Source organism: Aeromicrobium sp. UC242_57 (genome assembly GCF_044452305.1).
Classification (GTDB): Bacteria; Actinomycetota; Actinomycetes; order Propionibacteriales; family Nocardioidaceae; genus Aeromicrobium.
In genome coordinates, this window is sequence record NZ_JBIOAM010000002.1 from 540,733 (window position 1) to 557,900 (window position 17,168).

The 17,168-nt window shown below is 66.9% G+C and carries 20 protein-coding genes and 7 pseudogenes; 5 read left to right on the forward strand and 22 right to left on the reverse strand.

Translation table 11 applies throughout. The features are described 5' to 3' along the window. Positions 1–8 precede the first annotated feature (8 nt). The 17 genes and pseudogenes from nuoK to ACHMWU_RS08160 all read right to left on the reverse strand — a co-directional run bounded on the left by nuoK (position 9) and on the right by ACHMWU_RS08160 (position 11,375). On the reverse strand, positions 9–302 hold the full coding sequence (nuoK, locus tag ACHMWU_RS08080) for an NADH-quinone oxidoreductase subunit NuoK (protein WP_396042625.1): 294 nt from the start codon (positions 300–302) through the stop codon (positions 9–11). Then, positions 299–1,060, reverse strand: a complete 762-nt coding sequence (locus ACHMWU_RS08085; RefSeq protein ID WP_396042627.1) for an NADH-quinone oxidoreductase subunit J — start codon at positions 1,058–1,060, stop codon at positions 299–301. The genes nuoK and ACHMWU_RS08085 overlap by 4 nt, the downstream gene beginning before the upstream one ends. Further along, positions 1,057–1,629 carry an NADH-quinone oxidoreductase subunit NuoI gene (gene nuoI / locus ACHMWU_RS08090; RefSeq protein ID WP_396042629.1) on the reverse strand — a complete coding sequence of 191 codons (573 nt, stop codon included), beginning with the start codon at positions 1,627–1,629 and terminating at the stop codon, positions 1,057–1,059. Before nuoI ends, ACHMWU_RS08085 begins: the two co-directional genes overlap by 4 nt. Beyond that, positions 1,626–2,888: an NADH-quinone oxidoreductase subunit NuoH gene (nuoH, locus tag ACHMWU_RS08095; protein ID WP_396042631.1), complete on the reverse strand. Its 1,263-nt coding sequence runs from the start codon at positions 2,886–2,888 to the stop codon at positions 1,626–1,628. The genes nuoI and nuoH overlap by 4 nt, the downstream gene beginning before the upstream one ends. Before the next feature lie 96 nt (positions 2,889–2,984). Continuing rightward, positions 2,985–3,950: a molybdopterin-dependent oxidoreductase gene (locus tag ACHMWU_RS08100; RefSeq protein WP_396042633.1), complete on the reverse strand. Its 966-nt coding sequence runs from the start codon at positions 3,948–3,950 to the stop codon at positions 2,985–2,987. Next, entirely contained in the window at positions 3,947–4,201 is a 255-nt protein-coding gene (locus tag ACHMWU_RS08105) for a hypothetical protein (RefSeq protein ID WP_396042635.1), read from the reverse strand. Before ACHMWU_RS08105 ends, ACHMWU_RS08100 begins: the two co-directional genes overlap by 4 nt. 2 nt (positions 4,202–4,203) lie before the next feature. Further along, entirely contained in the window at positions 4,204–4,647 is a 444-nt protein-coding gene (locus ACHMWU_RS08110) for a hypothetical protein (protein WP_396042637.1), read from the reverse strand. Positions 4,648–4,725: 78 nt separating this feature from the next. Continuing rightward, a pseudogene (locus ACHMWU_RS08115) lies at positions 4,726–4,788 on the reverse strand (hypothetical protein); the annotation flags it as partial. A gap of 34 nt (positions 4,789–4,822) precedes the next feature. Further along, positions 4,823–5,506, reverse strand: a pseudogene (locus tag ACHMWU_RS08120) (2Fe-2S iron-sulfur cluster-binding protein); the annotation flags it as partial. Next, a pseudogene (nuoF, locus tag ACHMWU_RS08125) lies at positions 5,406–6,682 on the reverse strand (NADH-quinone oxidoreductase subunit NuoF); the annotation flags it as partial. The pseudogenes nuoF and ACHMWU_RS08120, both read right to left, overlap by 101 nt. 39 nt (positions 6,683–6,721) lie before the next feature. Then, positions 6,722–7,369: an NADH-quinone oxidoreductase subunit NuoE gene (locus ACHMWU_RS08130; protein WP_396043031.1), complete on the reverse strand. Its 648-nt coding sequence runs from the start codon at positions 7,367–7,369 to the stop codon at positions 6,722–6,724. Positions 7,370–7,575: 206 nt separating this feature from the next. Continuing rightward, positions 7,576–8,921, reverse strand: a pseudogene (locus tag ACHMWU_RS08135) (NADH-quinone oxidoreductase subunit D). Continuing rightward, a pseudogene (locus ACHMWU_RS08140) lies at positions 8,918–9,560 on the reverse strand (NADH-quinone oxidoreductase subunit C). Before ACHMWU_RS08140 ends, ACHMWU_RS08135 begins: the two co-directional pseudogenes overlap by 4 nt. Then, positions 9,485–9,646 (reverse strand): hypothetical protein, encoded by a 162-nt coding sequence (locus ACHMWU_RS08145; protein ID WP_396042639.1) that lies wholly within the window; start codon positions 9,644–9,646, stop codon positions 9,485–9,487. Before ACHMWU_RS08145 ends, ACHMWU_RS08140 begins: the two are co-directional and overlap by 76 nt. Then, positions 9,643–10,197 carry a NuoB/complex I 20 kDa subunit family protein gene (locus ACHMWU_RS08150; protein ID WP_396042641.1) on the reverse strand — a complete coding sequence of 185 codons (555 nt, stop codon included), beginning with the start codon at positions 10,195–10,197 and terminating at the stop codon, positions 9,643–9,645. Before ACHMWU_RS08150 ends, ACHMWU_RS08145 begins: the two co-directional genes overlap by 4 nt. Then, positions 10,197–10,556: an NADH-quinone oxidoreductase subunit A gene (locus ACHMWU_RS08155; RefSeq protein WP_396042643.1), complete on the reverse strand. Its 360-nt coding sequence runs from the start codon at positions 10,554–10,556 to the stop codon at positions 10,197–10,199. Before ACHMWU_RS08155 ends, ACHMWU_RS08150 begins: the two co-directional genes overlap by 1 nt. Positions 10,557–10,726: 170 nt before the next feature. Further along, positions 10,727–11,375: pseudogene (locus ACHMWU_RS08160) on the reverse strand (demethylmenaquinone methyltransferase). 78 nt (positions 11,376–11,453) lie between these two features. Here ACHMWU_RS08160 and ACHMWU_RS08165 point away from each other — a divergent pair. From ACHMWU_RS08165 to ACHMWU_RS08185, 5 genes and pseudogenes are all read left to right on the forward strand, one after another. Further along, the gene (locus ACHMWU_RS08165) at positions 11,454–11,771 is read left to right on the forward strand and encodes a hypothetical protein (RefSeq protein ID WP_396042645.1); all 318 of its coding nucleotides are present in this window, start codon (positions 11,454–11,456) and stop codon (positions 11,769–11,771) included. Beyond that, positions 11,684–12,694, forward strand: coding sequence for an isochorismate synthase MenF (locus ACHMWU_RS08170; RefSeq protein WP_396042647.1), 1,011 nt, complete (start codon positions 11,684–11,686; stop codon positions 12,692–12,694). Before ACHMWU_RS08165 ends, ACHMWU_RS08170 begins: the two co-directional genes overlap by 88 nt. A gap of 181 nt (positions 12,695–12,875) precedes the next feature. Then, positions 12,876–13,301 (forward strand): annotated as a pseudogene (locus ACHMWU_RS08175) (DUF222 domain-containing protein); the annotation flags it as partial. Further along, positions 13,300–14,289 (forward strand): DUF222 domain-containing protein, encoded by a 990-nt coding sequence (locus ACHMWU_RS08180; protein WP_396042649.1) that lies wholly within the window; start codon positions 13,300–13,302, stop codon positions 14,287–14,289. The pseudogene ACHMWU_RS08175 and the gene ACHMWU_RS08180, both read left to right, overlap by 2 nt. 343 nt (positions 14,290–14,632) lie before the next feature. Further along, the gene (locus ACHMWU_RS08185) at positions 14,633–15,010 is read left to right on the forward strand and encodes a hypothetical protein (protein WP_396042651.1); all 378 of its coding nucleotides are present in this window, start codon (positions 14,633–14,635) and stop codon (positions 15,008–15,010) included. Here the strand turns inward: ACHMWU_RS08185 and ACHMWU_RS08190 are convergent. The 5 genes from ACHMWU_RS08190 to ACHMWU_RS08210 all read right to left on the reverse strand — a co-directional run bounded on the left by ACHMWU_RS08190 (position 15,001) and on the right by ACHMWU_RS08210 (position 17,155). Next, positions 15,001–15,468, reverse strand: coding sequence for a hypothetical protein (locus ACHMWU_RS08190; RefSeq protein ID WP_396042653.1), 468 nt, complete (start codon positions 15,466–15,468; stop codon positions 15,001–15,003). The two genes, ACHMWU_RS08185 and ACHMWU_RS08190, sit on opposite strands and share 10 nt — an antisense overlap. A 15-nt stretch (positions 15,469–15,483) precedes the next feature. Continuing rightward, entirely contained in the window at positions 15,484–15,990 is a 507-nt protein-coding gene (locus ACHMWU_RS08195) for an SGNH/GDSL hydrolase family protein (protein WP_396042655.1), read from the reverse strand. Further along, positions 15,950–16,195, reverse strand: coding sequence for an SGNH/GDSL hydrolase family protein (locus tag ACHMWU_RS08200; RefSeq protein ID WP_396042657.1), 246 nt, complete (start codon positions 16,193–16,195; stop codon positions 15,950–15,952). The genes ACHMWU_RS08195 and ACHMWU_RS08200 overlap by 41 nt, the downstream gene beginning before the upstream one ends. A 30-nt stretch (positions 16,196–16,225) precedes the next feature. Continuing rightward, complete coding sequence (locus ACHMWU_RS08205) at positions 16,226–16,759, reverse strand: TSUP family transporter (RefSeq protein WP_396042659.1); 534 nt, start codon at positions 16,757–16,759, stop codon at positions 16,226–16,228. A gap of 213 nt (positions 16,760–16,972) precedes the next feature. Further along, the gene (locus ACHMWU_RS08210; RefSeq protein WP_396042661.1) at positions 16,973–17,155 is read right to left on the reverse strand and encodes a hypothetical protein; all 183 of its coding nucleotides are present in this window, start codon (positions 17,153–17,155) and stop codon (positions 16,973–16,975) included. Between the last annotated feature and the right edge of the window lie 13 nt (positions 17,156–17,168).

Below are 17,168 nucleotides of genomic sequence, written 5' to 3' on the forward strand. Positions count from 1 at the left end.
ATCTACCCCTATGACTTCAGCATGCTCACGTCGTCGACCGAGGTCGTCTGACGTGTGCGATAGATGGACACGATGATCGACAGGCCGATGACGACCTCGGCTGCGGCGACGACCATGACGAAGAACGCCGCCAGCTGGCCGTCGAGGTTGCCGTGCTGCCGCGAGAAGCTCACGAAGGCGAGGTTGGTTGCGTTGAGCATCAGCTCGATGCACATGAAGATGATGATCGCGTTGCGCCGCACGACGACGCCGACGGCGCCGATCGTGAAGAGGATCAGCGACAAGGTGATGTACTCGTTCACTTGCCCTCCTCCTCGGTCGGCTTCAGCTGTTCGACGACCTTCTCGACGTCGTGCATGTGGCTGTGCCGCACCTGGTCGCGCTCGACGATGCTCGGCGAGATCGACTCCTCCAGGGGGGAGCCGTCAGGCAGCAGGGCCGGCGTGTCGACCGCGTTGTGCCGGGCGAAGACGCCGGGTGTCGGGGCGTTGCCAGGATGGACGCCGCTCTCGGCGTAGTCGCGCATCCGCTGCCGGGACAGGTCGGCCTGCGACCGGCGGGGCGTGAGGTTCTCGTGATGGGCCATGACCATCGCGCCGAGCACTGCGGTGATGAGCAGCGCTGCGGTGAACTGGACGGCCAGCGTGTAGGGACCGAACATCAAGGCTGCGAGGCCCTCGACGTTGCCGTTGGCATTGGCCTCGGTCAGCCCGACGACCGGTGACGAGACCGTCTGACCGATCAGGGTCACCGCCACGATGCCGAACAGCAGCCCGACGATCGTCGCTGCGAGCCGCTGCCCGCCGATCGTCTCGCGCAGCGACTCCTTGTTGTCGACGCCGACCAGCATCAGCACGAACAGGAACAGCATCATGATCGCGCCGGTGTAGACGATGATCTGCACCGCGAACAGGAACGGCGCTCCCTGCGCGGCGTACAGCACCGCGAGGCTGATCATCACGACCGCCAGCGCGAGCGCCGCATGCACTGCCTTCTTGGCGAACAGCAGTCCGAGTGCGGCGATCACCATGATCGGCGCGAGGATCCAGAATGTCGTCACTGCTCGCCCCCCGCTTCGTCGCCGGCAGAGGTCGAGACGTTCACGATGGGCAGCTGCTTGCCGCGGTAGTAGTCCTGGTGGTCGTCGCTGATCATCATCTCGTGCGGGGGCTCGACCATGCCGGGCAGCAGCGGCGCGAGCAGGTCGTTCTTCTCGTAGATCAGCGCTTCCCGGTTGTTGTCGGCCAGCTCGTACTCGTTGGTCATGGTCAGCGCACGTGTCGGGCACGCCTCGATGCACAGCCCGCACAGGATGCAGCGCAGGTAGTTGATCTGGTAGACCCGGCCGTACCGCTCGCCGGGACTGTGCCGGTCGCCGTCGGCGTTCGAGGCGCCTTCGACGTAGATCGCGTCGGCCGGGCACGCCCACGCGCACAGCTCGCAGCCGATGCACTTCTCCAGGCCGTCGGGCCAGCGGTTGAGCTGGTGCCGTCCGTGGAACCGCGGCGCGGTCGGCAGCTTCTCGAAGGGGTACTGCTCCGTCACTGGCTTGCGGAACATCGTCCGGAACGTCACGCCGAAGCCGGCGATCGGGTCCCAGAGGGTCTCGCGGATGGGATTGCCGGTCATCGCGGAGCCGTCCTCTCGGGCTGGGTGTCTGAGATGTCGGTGGACGGGGTGGCCTGTCCGGGCATCGGTGGCACGGGGTAGCCGCCAGCGAAGGCGTCCCACTCCTCGGGCTCCGGCTCGGGCTCAGGCTTCTTCTCCGGGATCAGGAACGAGAGCAGCGCGAGGACGCCGACCACGATCGCGACCGGCACGATGACACCCTGGTCGAGCATGTCCTCGTTCTTGAGCTTGCGGATGAAGGCGACCGCGACGATCCAGACCAACGAGATCGGGATGAGGATCTTCCAGCCGAAGTTCATGAACTGGTCGTACCGCATGCGCGGCAGGGTTCCGCGCAGCCACACGAAGATGAAGATGAAGAACAGCGTCTTGCCGAAGAACCACAGCACCGGCCAGTAACCGGTGTTGAAGTAGCCGTCGTTGATCTGTCCGATGCCGAACGGTGCCCGCCAGCCGCCCAGGAACAGAGTCGTGGCGAGCGCAGAGACCGTGACCATGTTGATGTACTCGGCCAGGAAGAACAGTGCGAACTTCAGCGACGAGTACTCGGTGTGGAAGCCGCCGACGAGCTCGCCCTCGGCTTCGGGGAGGTCGAAGGGCGCACGGTTGGTCTCGCCGACCATCGCGATGCAGTAGATGACGAACGACGGGAACAACGGGATGAAGTACCACATGTCGCTCTGCGCGGCGACGATCTCGGACGTCGACATCGAGCCGGCGTACATGAACACCGAGACGAACGACAGACCCATCGCGACCTCGTACGAGATGACCTGGGCACTGGACCGCAGACCGCCCAGCAGGGCGTAGATCGAGCCGGACGCCCAACCGGCGAGCACGATCCCGTACACGCCGATCGACGTCACCGCGAGCACGTACAGCACGGCGACGGGCATGTCGGTCAGCTGCAACGGCGTGACCGTGTCGGTGAACGGGATGCGGACCTCGGGACCGAACGGGATGACGGCCCAGGCCAGGAAGGCGGGAATCGTCGCGAGGATCGGCGCGAGGATGTAGACGAACTTGTCGGCCGCCTTGACGACGATGTCTTCCTTGAGCGCGAGCTTGACGCCGTCAGCGAGGCTCTGCAGCAGGCCGAACGGACCGTTGACGTCGGGACCGATGCGGTGCTGCATACGGGCCACGACACGGCGTTCGAACCAGATGTTGAACAACGTGTAGAGCAGGAGGAAGACGAAGATCAGCACCGACTCGAGCGCGATGACCCAGAACGGCTCATTGCCGAAGAGATCGCTCATGCCGTCACCTCAACAGAAGAAGCGGAGTATCGAGGCGACGTCATGAGACCTGCCTCATCGTTCACTCGCTGGCGCTCGCTCATTCACGTCCACCTCTCAGCGTGACCCGGTCCCCGAACCCGGCTCCCAGCGCATCGCGCAGGTTGACCCGGAGTTGGCTGGCACCCACACGACACCGTGCGCGACGTCGGCGACCTCGGTCGGGAACGAGGTGCTGCCGTGCGAGGTCGAGATCGTCGCGGTCTCACCGGGCTCGATGCCGAAGGACTTGAACGTCGAGGCGCCGGCTCGCAGGACCGCCGGACGTGCCGTGGCGTGGTACTGGGCCTGACCGTCCTGGCCCCGGCCGTCGTCGATCATCTGGCGCCAGGTGTCGAGCACCACGGTCGGCGAGCTCAGCACCTCGGCAGGCGAGGCAGCGGTGGACGGTGCGGTGGCGCGTGCGCCGTCCCACGGCCCGAGCCGGCCATGGCCTGCCGGCTCCCGAGACGGTGCGGAAGCCGAGCGGCTTGCCGAGCCTTCGGCGATGCCGGCCAGCACACGGATGTCGGTCAACGAGTTGGGCTCGTGCAGGACGGCGTCGAAGCTGCGGACCCGCCCCTCCCAGTTGACGAACGAACCGGGCTTCTCCACGACCGGGGCGACTGGCAGGACGACGTCGGCAGCCGAGGTGACCTCGCTGTGCCGCACCTCGAGCGAGACCACGAACTGGGCCTTGGCGAGGGCTTCACGGGCCACTGTCGGGTCTGGCAGGTCGGCAATCTCGACCCCGCCGACCAGAAGTGCCTTGACGACACCGTGCCTGGTGTCGGCGAGCATCGTCGCGGTGTCGCGTCCGGCCTTGGCGAGAATCGTGCGGACTCCCCATGCGGCAGCCAGGTCAGTGCGCGCCTCGGCATCGTCGAGCGGACGACCTCCGGGCAGCAGATGGGGCAGGCAGCCGGTCTCGACAGCGCCCCGCTCGCCCGCGCGACGGGGGGATCCAGGCGATCCTGGCTCCTGACGTCTGCGCGACCGAAGCCAGCGCAGAGAACCCACCGGCCACGGACGCGAGCCGCTCACCGGCCAGGATGATCGAACCGGCGGGCAGGTCGAGAGCCGCCAGCGCTGCCGGCTCCTGACCGGGGACGGTCTGGACGCTCGCCGGACAGCTTGACGAGACCCCGGCTCGCGTGACTCGCTATCGCGATGACCTTGAGTCCGTGGTCGCGTGCTCCCTTGCGCAGGCGCAAGAAGATGCTGCCGTTCTCGTCCTCGGGCTCGAAGCCCACCAGGACGACGGTCTTGGCCCGTTCTAGATCGGCGAACGACACCGTCAGTCTGGGTCGCCGCGACGTGCGAGGCCAAGAAGGCCTCCTCCTCGTCTGACGAGGCCCGGGCCCGGAAGTCGATGTCGTTGGTGCGCAGCACCGTGCGCGCGAACTTGCTGTACGCGAAGGCATCCTCGGCGGTCAGCCGGCCACCGGGCAGCACGCCGACCTTGCCGTCGGCAGCAGCCAGTCCCTTGGCGGCGATCGCGAGTGCGGCCGGCCAGGAGGCCGGCACGAGCTCCGCGCGTCTCGGGGTCGCGGACGAGCGGAGTCGTGATGCGGTCGCCCTGCGTTGCATAGGTGAACGCGAAGCGGTCCTTGTCGGTGATCCACTCCTCGTTGACCTCGGGATCATCGCCGGCCAGGCGACGCATGACCTTGCCGCGGCGATGATCGACCCGGATCGCCGAGCCGCTCGAGTCGTGCTCGGCGATCGACGGTGTCGACACGAGGTCGAAAGGCCTGGAGCGGAAGCGGTAGTCGGCGCTGGTCAGGGCACCGACGGGACAGATCTGGATCGTGTTGCCCGAGAAGTAGGAGTGGAACGGCTCTTCCTCGTAGATGCCGACCTGCTGCGCGCGCGCCGCGATCGATCAGCGCGATGAACGGGTCGCCGGCGATCTGCTCGGAGAAGCGCGTGCACCGGGCACACAGGACGCACCGCTCGCGGTCGAGCAGCACCTGCTCGGAGACCTCGATCGGCTTGGGGAACGTCCGCTTGGTCTCGATGAACCGCGACTCCCCCGCCCCGTGGGTCATCGACTGGTTCTGCAGGGGGCACTCGCCGCCCTTGTCGCACACCGGGCAGTCGAGCGGGTGGTTGATCAGCAGGAACTCGAGGTTGCCGCGCTGTGCTTTCTCGGCGACCGGCGACGTGACCTGGGTCTTGACGACCATCCCCGCAGCGACCTCGATCGTGCAGGAGGCCTGCGGCTTGGGGAACCCACGTCCGTTGCCAGCGTCGGTGATGTCGACCAGGCACTGGCGGCAGGCGCCGACTGGATCGAGCAAGGGGTGATCGCAGAACCGCGGGATCTCGGTGCCGATCAGCTCGGCGGCCCGGATGACGAGCGTGCCCTGGGGGACGCTGACCTCGACGTCGTCGATCGTCAGCGTGACCAGCTCGACAGGTACCTGAGTCTCCGCCGCTCCTGACGTGCGCTGTGCCTCGACAGTCATGCGCTGACCTCCTGCTTGAACAGCATCGACGCGGCCGGGGGAACAGCTCGCTGGACGGCGTGTGCATCCCGGCCTCGAACTCGTCGCGGAAGTACTGGATCGCCGACGTGATGGGGCTCGTCGCACCATCGCCGAGCGCGCAGAACGAACGGCCGAGGATGTTGTCGCACAGGTCGAGCAACAGCTCGATATCGCCGTCCTTGCCCTGGCCTGAGTCGATGCGTTGCAGTGTCTGGACGAGCCACCACGTGCCTTCGCGGCACGGCGTGCACTTGCCGCACGACTCGTGCTTGTAGAACTCGGTCCACCGCAGCACGCAGCGCACGACCGAGGTCGTCTGGTCGAAGATCTGCAGGGCGCGGGTGCCGAGCATCGAACCGGCGGCGCCGACGGCCTCGTAGTCGAGCGGCATGTCGAGGTGCTCGGAGGTCAGCAGCGGGGTGGACGAACCACCGGGGGTCCAGAACTCGAGCTCGCTGCCCTCGCGCATCCCTCCGCCGAGATCGATCAGCTCACGCAAGGTGATGCCGAGCGGCGCCTCGTACTGGCCGGGCTTCTTGACGTGCCCTGACAGCGAGTAGATGACGTAGCCCTTGGACTTCTCGGTGCCCATCGAGGCGAACCACTCGTGTCCACCGCGGACGATCGACGGCACCGACGCGATCGACTCGACGTTGTTGATGACGGTCGGGCTCGCGTAGAGGCCTTCGACCGCGGGGAACGGCGGACGCAGCCGCGGTTGGCCGCGACGTCCTTCGAGCGAGTCGAGCAGCGCCGTCTCCTCACCGCAGATGTAGGCGCCGGCACCGGCGTGGATCACCAGGTCGATGCTGATGCCGCTGCCCAAGATGTCCTGTCCGAGGTAGCCGGCGTCGTAGGCCTCACGGCACGCCGCGCGCAGGCGCCGGATGACGTGCAGCACCTCACCGCGCACGTAGATGAACGCCTGCTTGGCGTTGATCGCGTGCGCAGCGATGATGACACCCTCGATCAGGGTGTGCGGCGTGGCCATCATGAACGGGATGTCCTTGCACGTGCCCGGCTCGGACTCGTCGGCGTTGACGACCAGGTACTTGGGCTTCGGGTTGTCCTGAGGGATGAAGCTCCACTTCATGCCCGTGGGAATCCTGCGCCGCCACGGCCGCGCAGCCCCGACTCCTCGACCATCTCGACGAGGTCGGCCGGCTTCATCTTCAGCGCCTTCTCGAGCGCGTCGTAGCCACCGGTCTTGCGGTACTCGGCGAGTGTCCAGGCCCGGTCGGTTCCCCAGTCGGCCGTCAGCACCGGTGTGAGCACGTCAGTCATCGTTGCCCTCTTTCGCCGTGTCTGCCGGAGATTCTTCGATCACGGTCTCGGTCTCGGCGCGCGAGGTGTCTGCCTGCTCGGCCGCGCCCTGCTTGGTCTCCGCCGTGCCGGAGGCGGCCGATGCCTCGCCGTACGCCGGCGCCGTCCAGCCATTGGCCTTCGCGATCTCGAATCCGGCCAGGGACGCCCCGGCAGCGGTCGGGCCCTCGTCGACGAGACCGTCCTCGAGCCGGCGATGACCCGCTCGGCCTCGCGCCACGACGTGATCGTCGCGCCGCGAGTTGCCTGCACCGTCTCGCCGGAGCGCAGCTTGTCGACGACCTCGACCGCCGACTCGGGTGTCTGGTTGTCGAAGAACTCCCAGTTGACGGTCATGACGGGGGCGAAGTCGCACGCCGCATTGCACTCGATGTGCTCCAGCGTGATCGCACCGTCGTCGGTGGTCTCGTCGTTGCCGACGTCGAGGTGGCCCTTGAGCCGCTCGAAGATCAGGTCGCCACCCATGACGGCGCACAGCGTGTTGGTGCAGACGCCGACATGGTGCTTGCCCATGGGGCGACGCTTGTACATCGTGTAGAACGTCGCGACGCCGGAGACCTCGGCGGCAGTGATGCCGAGGATCTCGGCGCAGACCTCGACGCCTTCGTTGGTCACGTTCCCTTCGGCGGACTGCACGAGGTGCAGCATCGGCAGCAGAGCACTGCGAGCCTGCGGATAACGAGAAGCCAGCTGAACCAAGCTCAGACCGAGTCGTATCAGAAAGCGTCATCGAGAACCATCCCATCCGGACGCAACCATGGCCCGAGCGAAGCGAGGGTAGCGGCCGCGCGGAGCGCGGGGACGACGAAGTCGTCCCGGCGATCGGCGAGCCGAGGGAGCGCAGCGACTGAGGCTCACCGATCGACACCGCCCATCACGGGATCGATGCTCGCGACGGCCACGATGACGTCGGAGATCATGCCGCCCTCGCTCATGACCGAGGTGCCTTGCAGGTTGACGAACGACGGATCGCGGAAGTGCGCTCGGTAGGGCCGGGTGCCACCGTCTGAGACCAGGTGGCAGCCGATCTCGCCTCGCGGCGCCTCGATCGCCCCGTAGGCCTGGCCGGCGGGAACGCGGAAGCCTTCGGTGACGATCTTGAAGTGGTGGATCAGCGCTTCCATCGACTCGCCCATGATGTGCTTGATGTGCTCGGCCGAGTTGCCTTGACCGTCTGCGCCGACGCTGAGCTGGGAGGGCCAGGCGATCTTCTTGTCGGCGACCATGACGGGCATGCCGTCCATGCCTTCGAGCCGGTCGATGGCCTGCTCGACGATCTTGAGCGACTGCCACATCTCGTCGAGGCGCACGCGGAAACGTCCGTACGCATCGGGCTCGTCGCGGGTCACGACGTCGAAGTCGTACGTCTCATAGCCCCGAGTAGGGCTGCTTCTTGCGGAGGTCCCAGTCGTACCCGGTCGCCCTGAGCACCGGCCCGGTCAGGCCGAGCGCGAGGCAGCCGGCGAGGTCGAGGTGACCGACCCCCTTGAGACGTCCCTTGAAGATCGGGTTGGCGTTGCACAGCGCCGCGTACTCGGGCAGCCGCTTCTTGAGCAGCGCGACGGTCTCACGCAGCTGGGCGATCGCGCCGTCGGGCAGGTCTTGGGCGACGCCGCCGGGCCGGAAGTACGCGTGGTTCATGCGCAGGCCCGTGATCAGCTCGAACAGGTTGAGGATCTCTTCGCGGTCGCGGAAGCCACAGGTCATGACCGTCAGCGCCCCGATCTCCATGCCGCCGGTGGCGATGCAGACCAGGTGCGAGGAGATCCGGTTGAGCTCCGAGCAGCAGCACCCGGATGGCCTGCGCCTTCTCGGGCGCCTCGATGCCGAGCAGCTTCTCGACCGCCATGACGTACGCAGCCTCGTTGGAGAACGGGGCCACGTAGTCCATGCGGGTGCAGAACGTCACGCCCTGCGTCCAGGTGCGGAACTCCATGTTCTTCTCGATGCCGGTGTGCAGGTAGCCGATGCCGGCCCGGGCGTCGCGCACCGTCTCGCCGTCGATCTCGAGGATCAGGCGCAGCACGCCGTGCGTCGACGGGTGCTGGGGGCCCATGTTGATGACGAGCCGGTCGCCCTTGACGGCCGATGCGTCGATCGTGTCCCAGTCCTGGCCCGTGACGTTGAAGACCGGACCTTCGGTGGACTCGGTGGTGCCCGCGTACGGGTCGGTCGCGCCGTCGTTGACTGTCTGCGTCATGAGTAGCTCCTGCGCTGGTCCGGAGGTGCGATCGTGCCGCCCTTGTACTCGACCGGGATGCCGCCGAGCGGGTCCTCCAGCTGCGGGTGACCCGGCCAGTCGTCGGGCATCAGGATGCGGGTCAGCGCGGGGTGACCGTCGAAGATGATCCCGAACATGTCCCAGGCCTCGCGCTCCTGCCAGTCGGCTGTCGGGTAGATCGACACGACGCTCGGCACGTGCGGATCGTCCTCGGGTGCTGTGACCTCGACCCGGATGCGACGGTTGTGGGTCATCGACAGCAGGTGCAGGACGACGTGCAGCTCGCGCCCCGTCTCGTGAGGGAAGTGCACCCCGCTGAGGCTGGAGCAGAACTCGAACCGCAGCACCGGGTCGTTGCGCAGGTGGGTCACGGCTTCGAGCAACAGCTGGCGTCGCACGTAGAACGTGATCTCGCCGCGGTCGACCACGACCTTCTCGATCGCGTCGGCCAGGCCCGTTCCGGCGGCGAACCGCTCGGCGACCTCGTCGAACCAACCGCCGTAGGGCTGCTGGCTCGCCCCCGGCATGATGACCGGCCGGGGTCAGGCCGCCGAAGCCGCTGGTGTCGCCCGTGCCGTGGGCGCCGAAGGCTCCTTCACGGACCTCGACGATCTCCAGCTCGTTGACGTCCGACCTGACGGCTCGTCGCGGGTCTCGTGCGAGCCGTCCTGCTCGGGGCCGCTGCGGGTCGACTCGGTGCTCATCGCATGAGCCCCTTCATCGCCGACGTCGGCGTGGCCAGGAGGGCGACCTGCTCCTGCTCCTTGATCTGCTCGAGGCGGTTGGCGCCGAGCTTCTGGTGCTGGATCTGGTCGTGCAGCTTCAGGACCGCGTCGATCAGCATCTCGGGGCGCGGCGGACAGCCCGGCAGGTACATGTCGACCGGCACGACGTGATCGACACCCTGGACGATCGCGTAGTTGTTGAACATGCCGCCAGAGCTGGCACACACGCCCATCGCGAGCACGTACTTCGGGCCGGCCATCTGGTCGTAGATCTGGCGCAGGACCGGCGCCATCTTGTTGCTGACGCGGCCCGCGACGATCATCAGGTCGGCCTGGCGCGGCGAGGGCCGGAAGACCTCCATGCCGAACCGCGCCGAGTCGAAGCGCGGTGCGCCGAACGTCATCATCTCGATCGCACAGCAGGCCAGGCCGAACGTCGCGGGCCAGAACGAGGCCTTGCGCATGTAGCCGGCCAGACCCTCGACCGTCGAGAGCAGAACACCACTAGGCAGCTTCTCTTCGATACCCATCAGGTCCACTCCATTCCGCCGCGACGCCATTCATAGGCGTACGCGATCGTGACGTTGACGAGGAACAGCATCATCGCGAAGACCGCGAACCACGACATCTGGTCGAAGGCCACCGCGAACGGGTAGAGGAACACGATCTCGATGTCGAAGACGATGAACATCATCGCGGTGAAGAAGTACTTGACCGGGATACGTCCGCCGCCTGCGGGCAGCGGGCTCGGCTCGATGCCGGACTCGTACCGGTCGAGCTTGGCGCGGTTGTACCTCTTGGGTCCGGTGAGCGGGGCGATCGCGATGCTGCCGATGGCGAACAGCGCAGCAAGGCCCCCCAGCACAAGAATCGGCGTGTATGCCGTCACGGCGCCTCCCGGACCTCGACCGACAGAGTGGAACCCTCATGATCGTTCCCTTGTGAATTACTTCACAACGTGATCACGGTCTCACGATACGCCCGCAGAATCCGGCTTGTAACTTAGGTCACACTAACCGGGATGTGGCAGCCGTCACACGACTGCGACCCGTGCGACGCTCAGGCCTTGAACGAGTGGTGCAGGGCGACGATGCCGCCCGACAGGTTGTGCCAGTCGACCTTGCCCCAGCCGGCCTCGACCATGCGCAGGGCCAGCCCCTTCTGATCGGGCCAGTCGCGGATCGACTCGGCCAGATAGACGTACGACTCGGGATTGGACGAGACCTTGCGCGCGATGCTCGGCAGCGCCCGCATCAGGTAGTTGGAGTAGACCGCCTCGAACGGACCCCACGTCGGCGTGCTGAACTCGCACACCACGATGCGTCCGCCGGGCTTGGTCACGCGGAGCAAGCTCGCGCAGGCCCGCGATCGGGTCGACGATGTTGCGCAGACCGAACGAGATCGTGACCGCGTCGAACGTCTCGTCGGCGAACGGCAGCTTCGTGCCGTCACCTGCGGTGAAAGCCAGCGCCGGACGTTCACGCTTGCCGACCTCGAGCATCCCGATCGAGAAGTCGCACGGCACCACGGTCGCGCCAGCATCGGCGAAGGGCTGGCTCGATGTTCCGGTGCCGGCCGCCAGGTCGAGGATCAGCTCACCGGGCCGCGGGGCGACCAGGTCGACGACCCGTTTGCGCCAGCGACGGTCTTGACCCATCGACAGCACGTCATTGGTCAGGTCATACTTCTCCGCGACCCCGTCGAACATCTTCGCGACGTCTCGGGGCTCCTTGTCCAGACCGGCTCGGCTCACGATTCAACCATCCCACGAGTAGGCTCAAGGATTGTGAGCAACCCCGTCCTTGCCGACCTGGTCGCGCCCTTGCTGGTGCGGTCGGCGCCGATCGCCGATCCGGGAGCGTTGCTCTCGTTGCTTCCCGAGGACGAGGCCCTCGCCTGGGTGCACGGTGGTGACGGTCTCGTCGGCTGGGGCCGTACAACGACGTTCAGCACGTCGGGCAGCGGACGGTTCACCGAGGCTGCCGACTGGTGGCGTGGCTGTGCGGTCATGCGGTCGTGCGCGACGAGGTCTCGGTTCCCGGATCAGGGCTCGTGGCGTTCGGCTCGTTCACGTTCACCGACGACGCAGAGGGCAGCGTGCTGATCGTGCCCGAGGTGGTCATCGGCCGCCGCGACGGCGTCACCTGGATCACCGTCATCGGCACCTCGATCTCGGTGATGCCTGAGGTCGGGCAGACCAGCACTCCCGCCGATCCCCGTGGCACGACGTTCGCCGACGGCCCCGTCGACAGCATCACCTGGCAGGGGCTCGTCGCGCAGGCCGTCGAACGCATCACCGCCGGCGAGCTCGACAAGGTCGTCCTCGCACGTGATCTGGTCGCCACGCTCGATGACCCCCTCGACGTCCGTGCCCCCCTGACCCGCCTCGCGGCCGAGTACCCCAGCTGCTGGACGTTCCACGTCGACGGCTTCTTCGGCTCGACACCCGAGATGCTGGTGCGGCTCGAACGTGGACTCGTCACGTCGCGGGTGCTGGCTGGCACGATCCGCCGCACCGGCGACGACACCCATGACCTCGCGCTGGCCGGCTCGCTCGCCCGCTCGTCAAAGGATCTCGAAGAGCACGAGTACGCCGTGCGGTCAGTCGCCGACGCGCTCGCACCGCACTGCACCAACATGTTCGTGCCCGAGACCCCGTTCGTGCTCCACCTGCCCAATGTCATGCACCTCGCCACTGACGTCACCGGGGTCATGAAGAACGGCGCGAGCGCGCTGACACTGGCCGCCTCGCTGCATCCCTCGGCCGCCGTCGGAGGAACCCCGACCGAGGCCGCAGTACGACTCATCGCCGAGATCGCTGCTCGATCGCGCCCGCTACGCCGGCGGGTCGGCTGGATCGATGCCAGCGGCGACGGTGAATGGGGCATCGGTCTGCGGTCGGCTCAGGTCGAGGGCGACGGCCGCAACGTGCGGCTCTTCGCCGGCTGCGGCATCGTCGCCGACTCCGTCCCTGCCGATGGCTCGCCGAGTCCAACGCCAAGCTCATCCCCGTCCGGGACGCCCTGACTCCCTGACCTGACCCGCTCCCGGCGCGGTGACCTAGCGACGTATCCGGGCGTCGATAGGTCGCTAGGTCACCGCGTCCGGGCGGTTGTGGATATCTCTGGCGGCGCGAAAAGACGGTGTCACCGGTGGTGTCTAGGCTTTTGAGTGTTGGAGAAAAGGCCGTGATTCCAAGGAGGTTCGCATGCTCGTCGATCAGCTGTCATCGCTGCTGGATGACACCTCGACCCTCGAACCCTGGACCCTGACCGGCCCCGAGATCCGGCAAGTCCTGACCGCAGCGCAACAAGCCCGCACCGGCCTAGACGCCCTGGTCTCCCGGCTGGCGGGTACTGCTGACTCGATGGGCTTGCCCACAGAAGACGGCGCGACCTCTGCCACCGCCTGGCTCGCCAACCATGTTGGCATCCACAAAGGTGACGCCGCCAAGCTCGTCAGCCTGTCCAAAGCCACCACCGAGCACACCGAAGCCACCCGGTCCGCGTGGGCCAAAGGCCTGATCACCACCGACAAAGCCGCCGTCATCATGAAAGCGATCAACGCACTGCCCGACTGGGTCGACGACGAACCCCGCCACGACGCCCGAACCCACCTGCTGCGCCTGGCCGGTGAGCACAACCTCGACGACCTCAAACGCCTTGCCAACCACGTTATTGAAGTCATCGACCCCGACGGCGCCGACGAAGAACTCGGCAAAAAGCTTCCGCAAAGAAGAAGACGGTGCTCAAACAAAAAGTGCGTTCAACGCCACCCGGTTCTCGATGACCAACCGTGGCGACGGCACCACCCGCGGGGTGTTCAACATCCCCAACGCCGACGCCGACACCCTGCGGGCCGCGATCGAAGGACTCATCAACCCCCGCCGCGCGGCCACCAACGCCACCAACCTCGACATGAACCTCGACGACTTCAACGCCCTGCCCCGCGACCAGAAGATGGGCCACGCGTTCATCGAGCTCATCAATCACTTACCCACCGACGCGCTGCCGCAGTCAGGTGGACTGGCAGCCACCGTGGCAGTCACGATCGACATCGACGACCTCCGCACCGGCCAAGGCTTTGCGACCAACACCAGCGGCACCGACGTCTCGGCCACCAAAGCCCAACGCATGGCCTGCAACGCACATTTGGTCGGCCTCTACTTGGATTCAGACTCCCGTGTCATCAACCACGGCATGACCAAGCGACTCTTCGACCGCCACCAACGACCCATCCTCGCTGGCCGCGACGGCGGCTGCGTCTGGAAGGGACTGGGGGTCCCCCCGCACAAGGCGCATAGCGGCGGGGAAGACCGGCCGCCCGCATGGTGCGAAGCCCACCACCTCAACTTCTGGTCCGAAACGGACCCACCGACCTCGACAACGCAGCCCTGTTCTGCCACTTCCACCACTTTCTCTTGCACGAAGGCCAATGGACAGCCCGCATGGCACCCGACGGCATCGTCGAAGTCATCCCACCCACCAACGTCGACCCCAACCAAACACCCCGACGCCACGCCAGACACACCAGACACAGATTCGCCAAACCCGGGCCCCGCGCCGGCTAACACCCCCGAACCCCAGGGACGGTGCGCCGACCCTGGGCCACCACATCACTAGTCTGTCGCCATGACTGACGAAGGGACTGTGCTCCTCTGGCATGTCGACGACGGCTGGGGCGTCATCGAGTCTCCCGCAACCCCCGGTGGCTGATGGGCGCACTTCTCTGCCCTCGCGATCGAGTTCCTGTGGGAGCCACAACCCGGCGCCCGCATCACCTTCGAATCGGGAACCCGCTCAGCAGGACGGTTTCGAATTTCGCGCGACTCGAGCATGGCCCGCCGGATCAGAGCCGTTCGACCACGACCCTGAACCAGCAGGGTCCGCCTATGGCAGCAGCCTCAGCATCAACTTTGACTCATAGTCCACCCCTCGGGGCCGTCCGGGCAGTTACGGTTCAGCCATGCGAAGCCAGACAGCCGCCAAGATCTGCGCGGTTGGCGTCATGGTCGCCGCTGCCATCGCCTGGGTAGTCGGTTCGCAGCCATGGTCCTTCAGCGACACGACCTACGACGCCGTCGTGGGCGGCGCGGGGATCATCGCAGCGCTCAGCGCAGCCGTCGCTTGTCTGAGGCGCAGCTGGGCACGCATCCCCTTGGCATTCGCTCTGGCCTCCGCCTGCCTCATGGCATGGGCACGCTTCGCCGAGCAAGGCGACGACGGCATCGACCTCACCGGGCTCTACCTGCCACCGCTCATCCTGGCTTCGGGAGCTTGCGCGCTGCTCGTCCTCTCACTGGGTCCCGTCACGACAAAGCAAGACCAGGCACCTCACCGGTAGACCTTCGCCTCCAGGCTCTGTCCGAGAATCCGGGCGGCGAGCAGGCGATGCAGTCCGTCGAGATGCCACCAGCCACCGCCATCACCGACGTCGTACACGCGCGCGGCCTTGATCGACTCCCCCGCGTCGAGCTGAGTGAGGTAGTAGTTGACCTTCGCGACGCCGACCGTCTGCTGCGGGGTCATGACGACCGCGTGAGGTCCCAGCACCACCGACTCGCCACTGGCCTTCGGTGAACGCTCGTCCTTGAGCTTCAGCGGCCCGGCGAACACCACCGCCAGCCACAGCAGACGCCGGGTGTTGACGTACTGCTCACCGCGGGTCATCCGCAGGAACTCGTCGAGCCGCTCCATCGAGTCGTCATCGAGGTTCGTCGGCGCTTCGGCCAGCTTGGCGCCAAGACGCGGCAGACGAACCATGCGAGTCAGACCGCGGCGATCGACGTGAGAGACGGCCAACGCGGGCTCAGGCTGTCACCCGACGACGTTCCGGTGACCCGGCGCTTGATCCACGGCGCGACATGGACCTTGGCCCACTCGGCATTGGCCGAACGACGTTCGCGTGGCGACAAGGTGACCCGCTGACCGAGGTCGATGGGTTGAAAGATCGTGATCGATGCCCAGCGTGTCGAGAACGGCGATCGCCATGCGCTGGTGGCCGGCACTCGACATGTGCATCCGGTCGACGTCCCACAGCCGGTCGTCCCGGTAGTCCTTCAACCGCCAAAAGTCGACAAGAGCGGCGCCGTGCTTCTCGGCGACCTGCCGTACCAGCTCGTTGTAGATCGCGAACCGGCCGCGCAGCGCACCGAAGACCGCGAATCCAGCCGGATCGAAGGCCGTGAACGTCACGACATGCGCTCCCGCGTCGACCAGACGACCCAGCGCCACGTCATAGGCTGCCACCAGCGCATCGATGTCGATGCGGGGACGCAGGATGTCATTGGCACCGGCGTAGATGCTGACCAGATCGGGCCTCATCTCGATCGCGGGCTCGCTGCTCGTCGATGATGCCGGTCATCTTGCGACCGCGGATCGCGAGGTTGGCGTACTGGAAGTCGTCGTCGGCCATCGCCTCGGCCACCCGGTCAGCCCATCCGCAAACGCCGTTGGGGAGGGAAGCGTCCGGATCGCCGACACCCTCGGTGAAGGAGTCGCCGAGAGCGACAAAACGTTGGAAAGTCACGCCCCCCAGGATAGGTGACGCCGTGCAGGTTCAGACCGCGAGCGAGACCGCCAGTCCCAGCCCGGCGATGCCGATCGCCATCCGAAGCGGGCGCTCAGGCAACCAGCGCACCACGGCAGGCCCGAACCATCCGCCGACGAACGCGCCGGCACCCAGCAGCACGGCCGCGCGCACATCCACCTGACCGCGCGCGAGGTAGGCGATCGCAGCCGTGCCGTTGGCCGCACCGATGCCCAGGTTCTTGACCGCATTCGACACTGCGAACGGCTCGACGTGACGCACGGCGATCGCAGCCAGCAAGATGACGCCCGCACCCGCACCGAAGTAGCCTCCGTACACCCCGATGACCGGGACCATCAGGTGCCACGTCCACGGCGAGCTGGCTCTGCCCCGTCGCAACGCCCTCCGCTCGGCCCACGAACGGATCCGGTCGCGCGCCAGCAGCAGCACGGCTCCCAGTGCGACGAGCCACGGGACGACGGCGGTGAACACCGAGGCAGGAGCGAGCAGCAGCAGCGCAGCGCCCGCGAGACCGCCGATCGCCATCTCGGCGCACAGCACCACCAGCCGGCCAGCCTGTCCTCGGCCTCTTGTCGTGGCTGAGCCCCGCCCCCACGGTGTTGGCCAGCAGAGCGCTGCTGTTGGTCGCGTTGGCGACGATCGGTGGCATCCCCGCCGCCAGGAGCGCCGGATAGGAGACCAACGAGGCCAGCCCCGCGACCGAGCCGCACAGGCCTGCACCAACGCCGGCCAGCACCAAGAACCACCAGGTGTCGATCACCTGCCGAGGTCGGCGAGCGAGTCGGCGATGTGCCGACCGATCTCGAGAGCCGCGGTCGCCGCCGGCGACGGTGCGTTGAGGACGTGCAGCTGACGCGGACCGTGACGCAGCAAGAAGTCGTCGACCATCGCACCGCTGCGGTCGACGGCCTGCGCCCGCACCCCAGCGTGCGTCGGCACGATGTCATCAGAC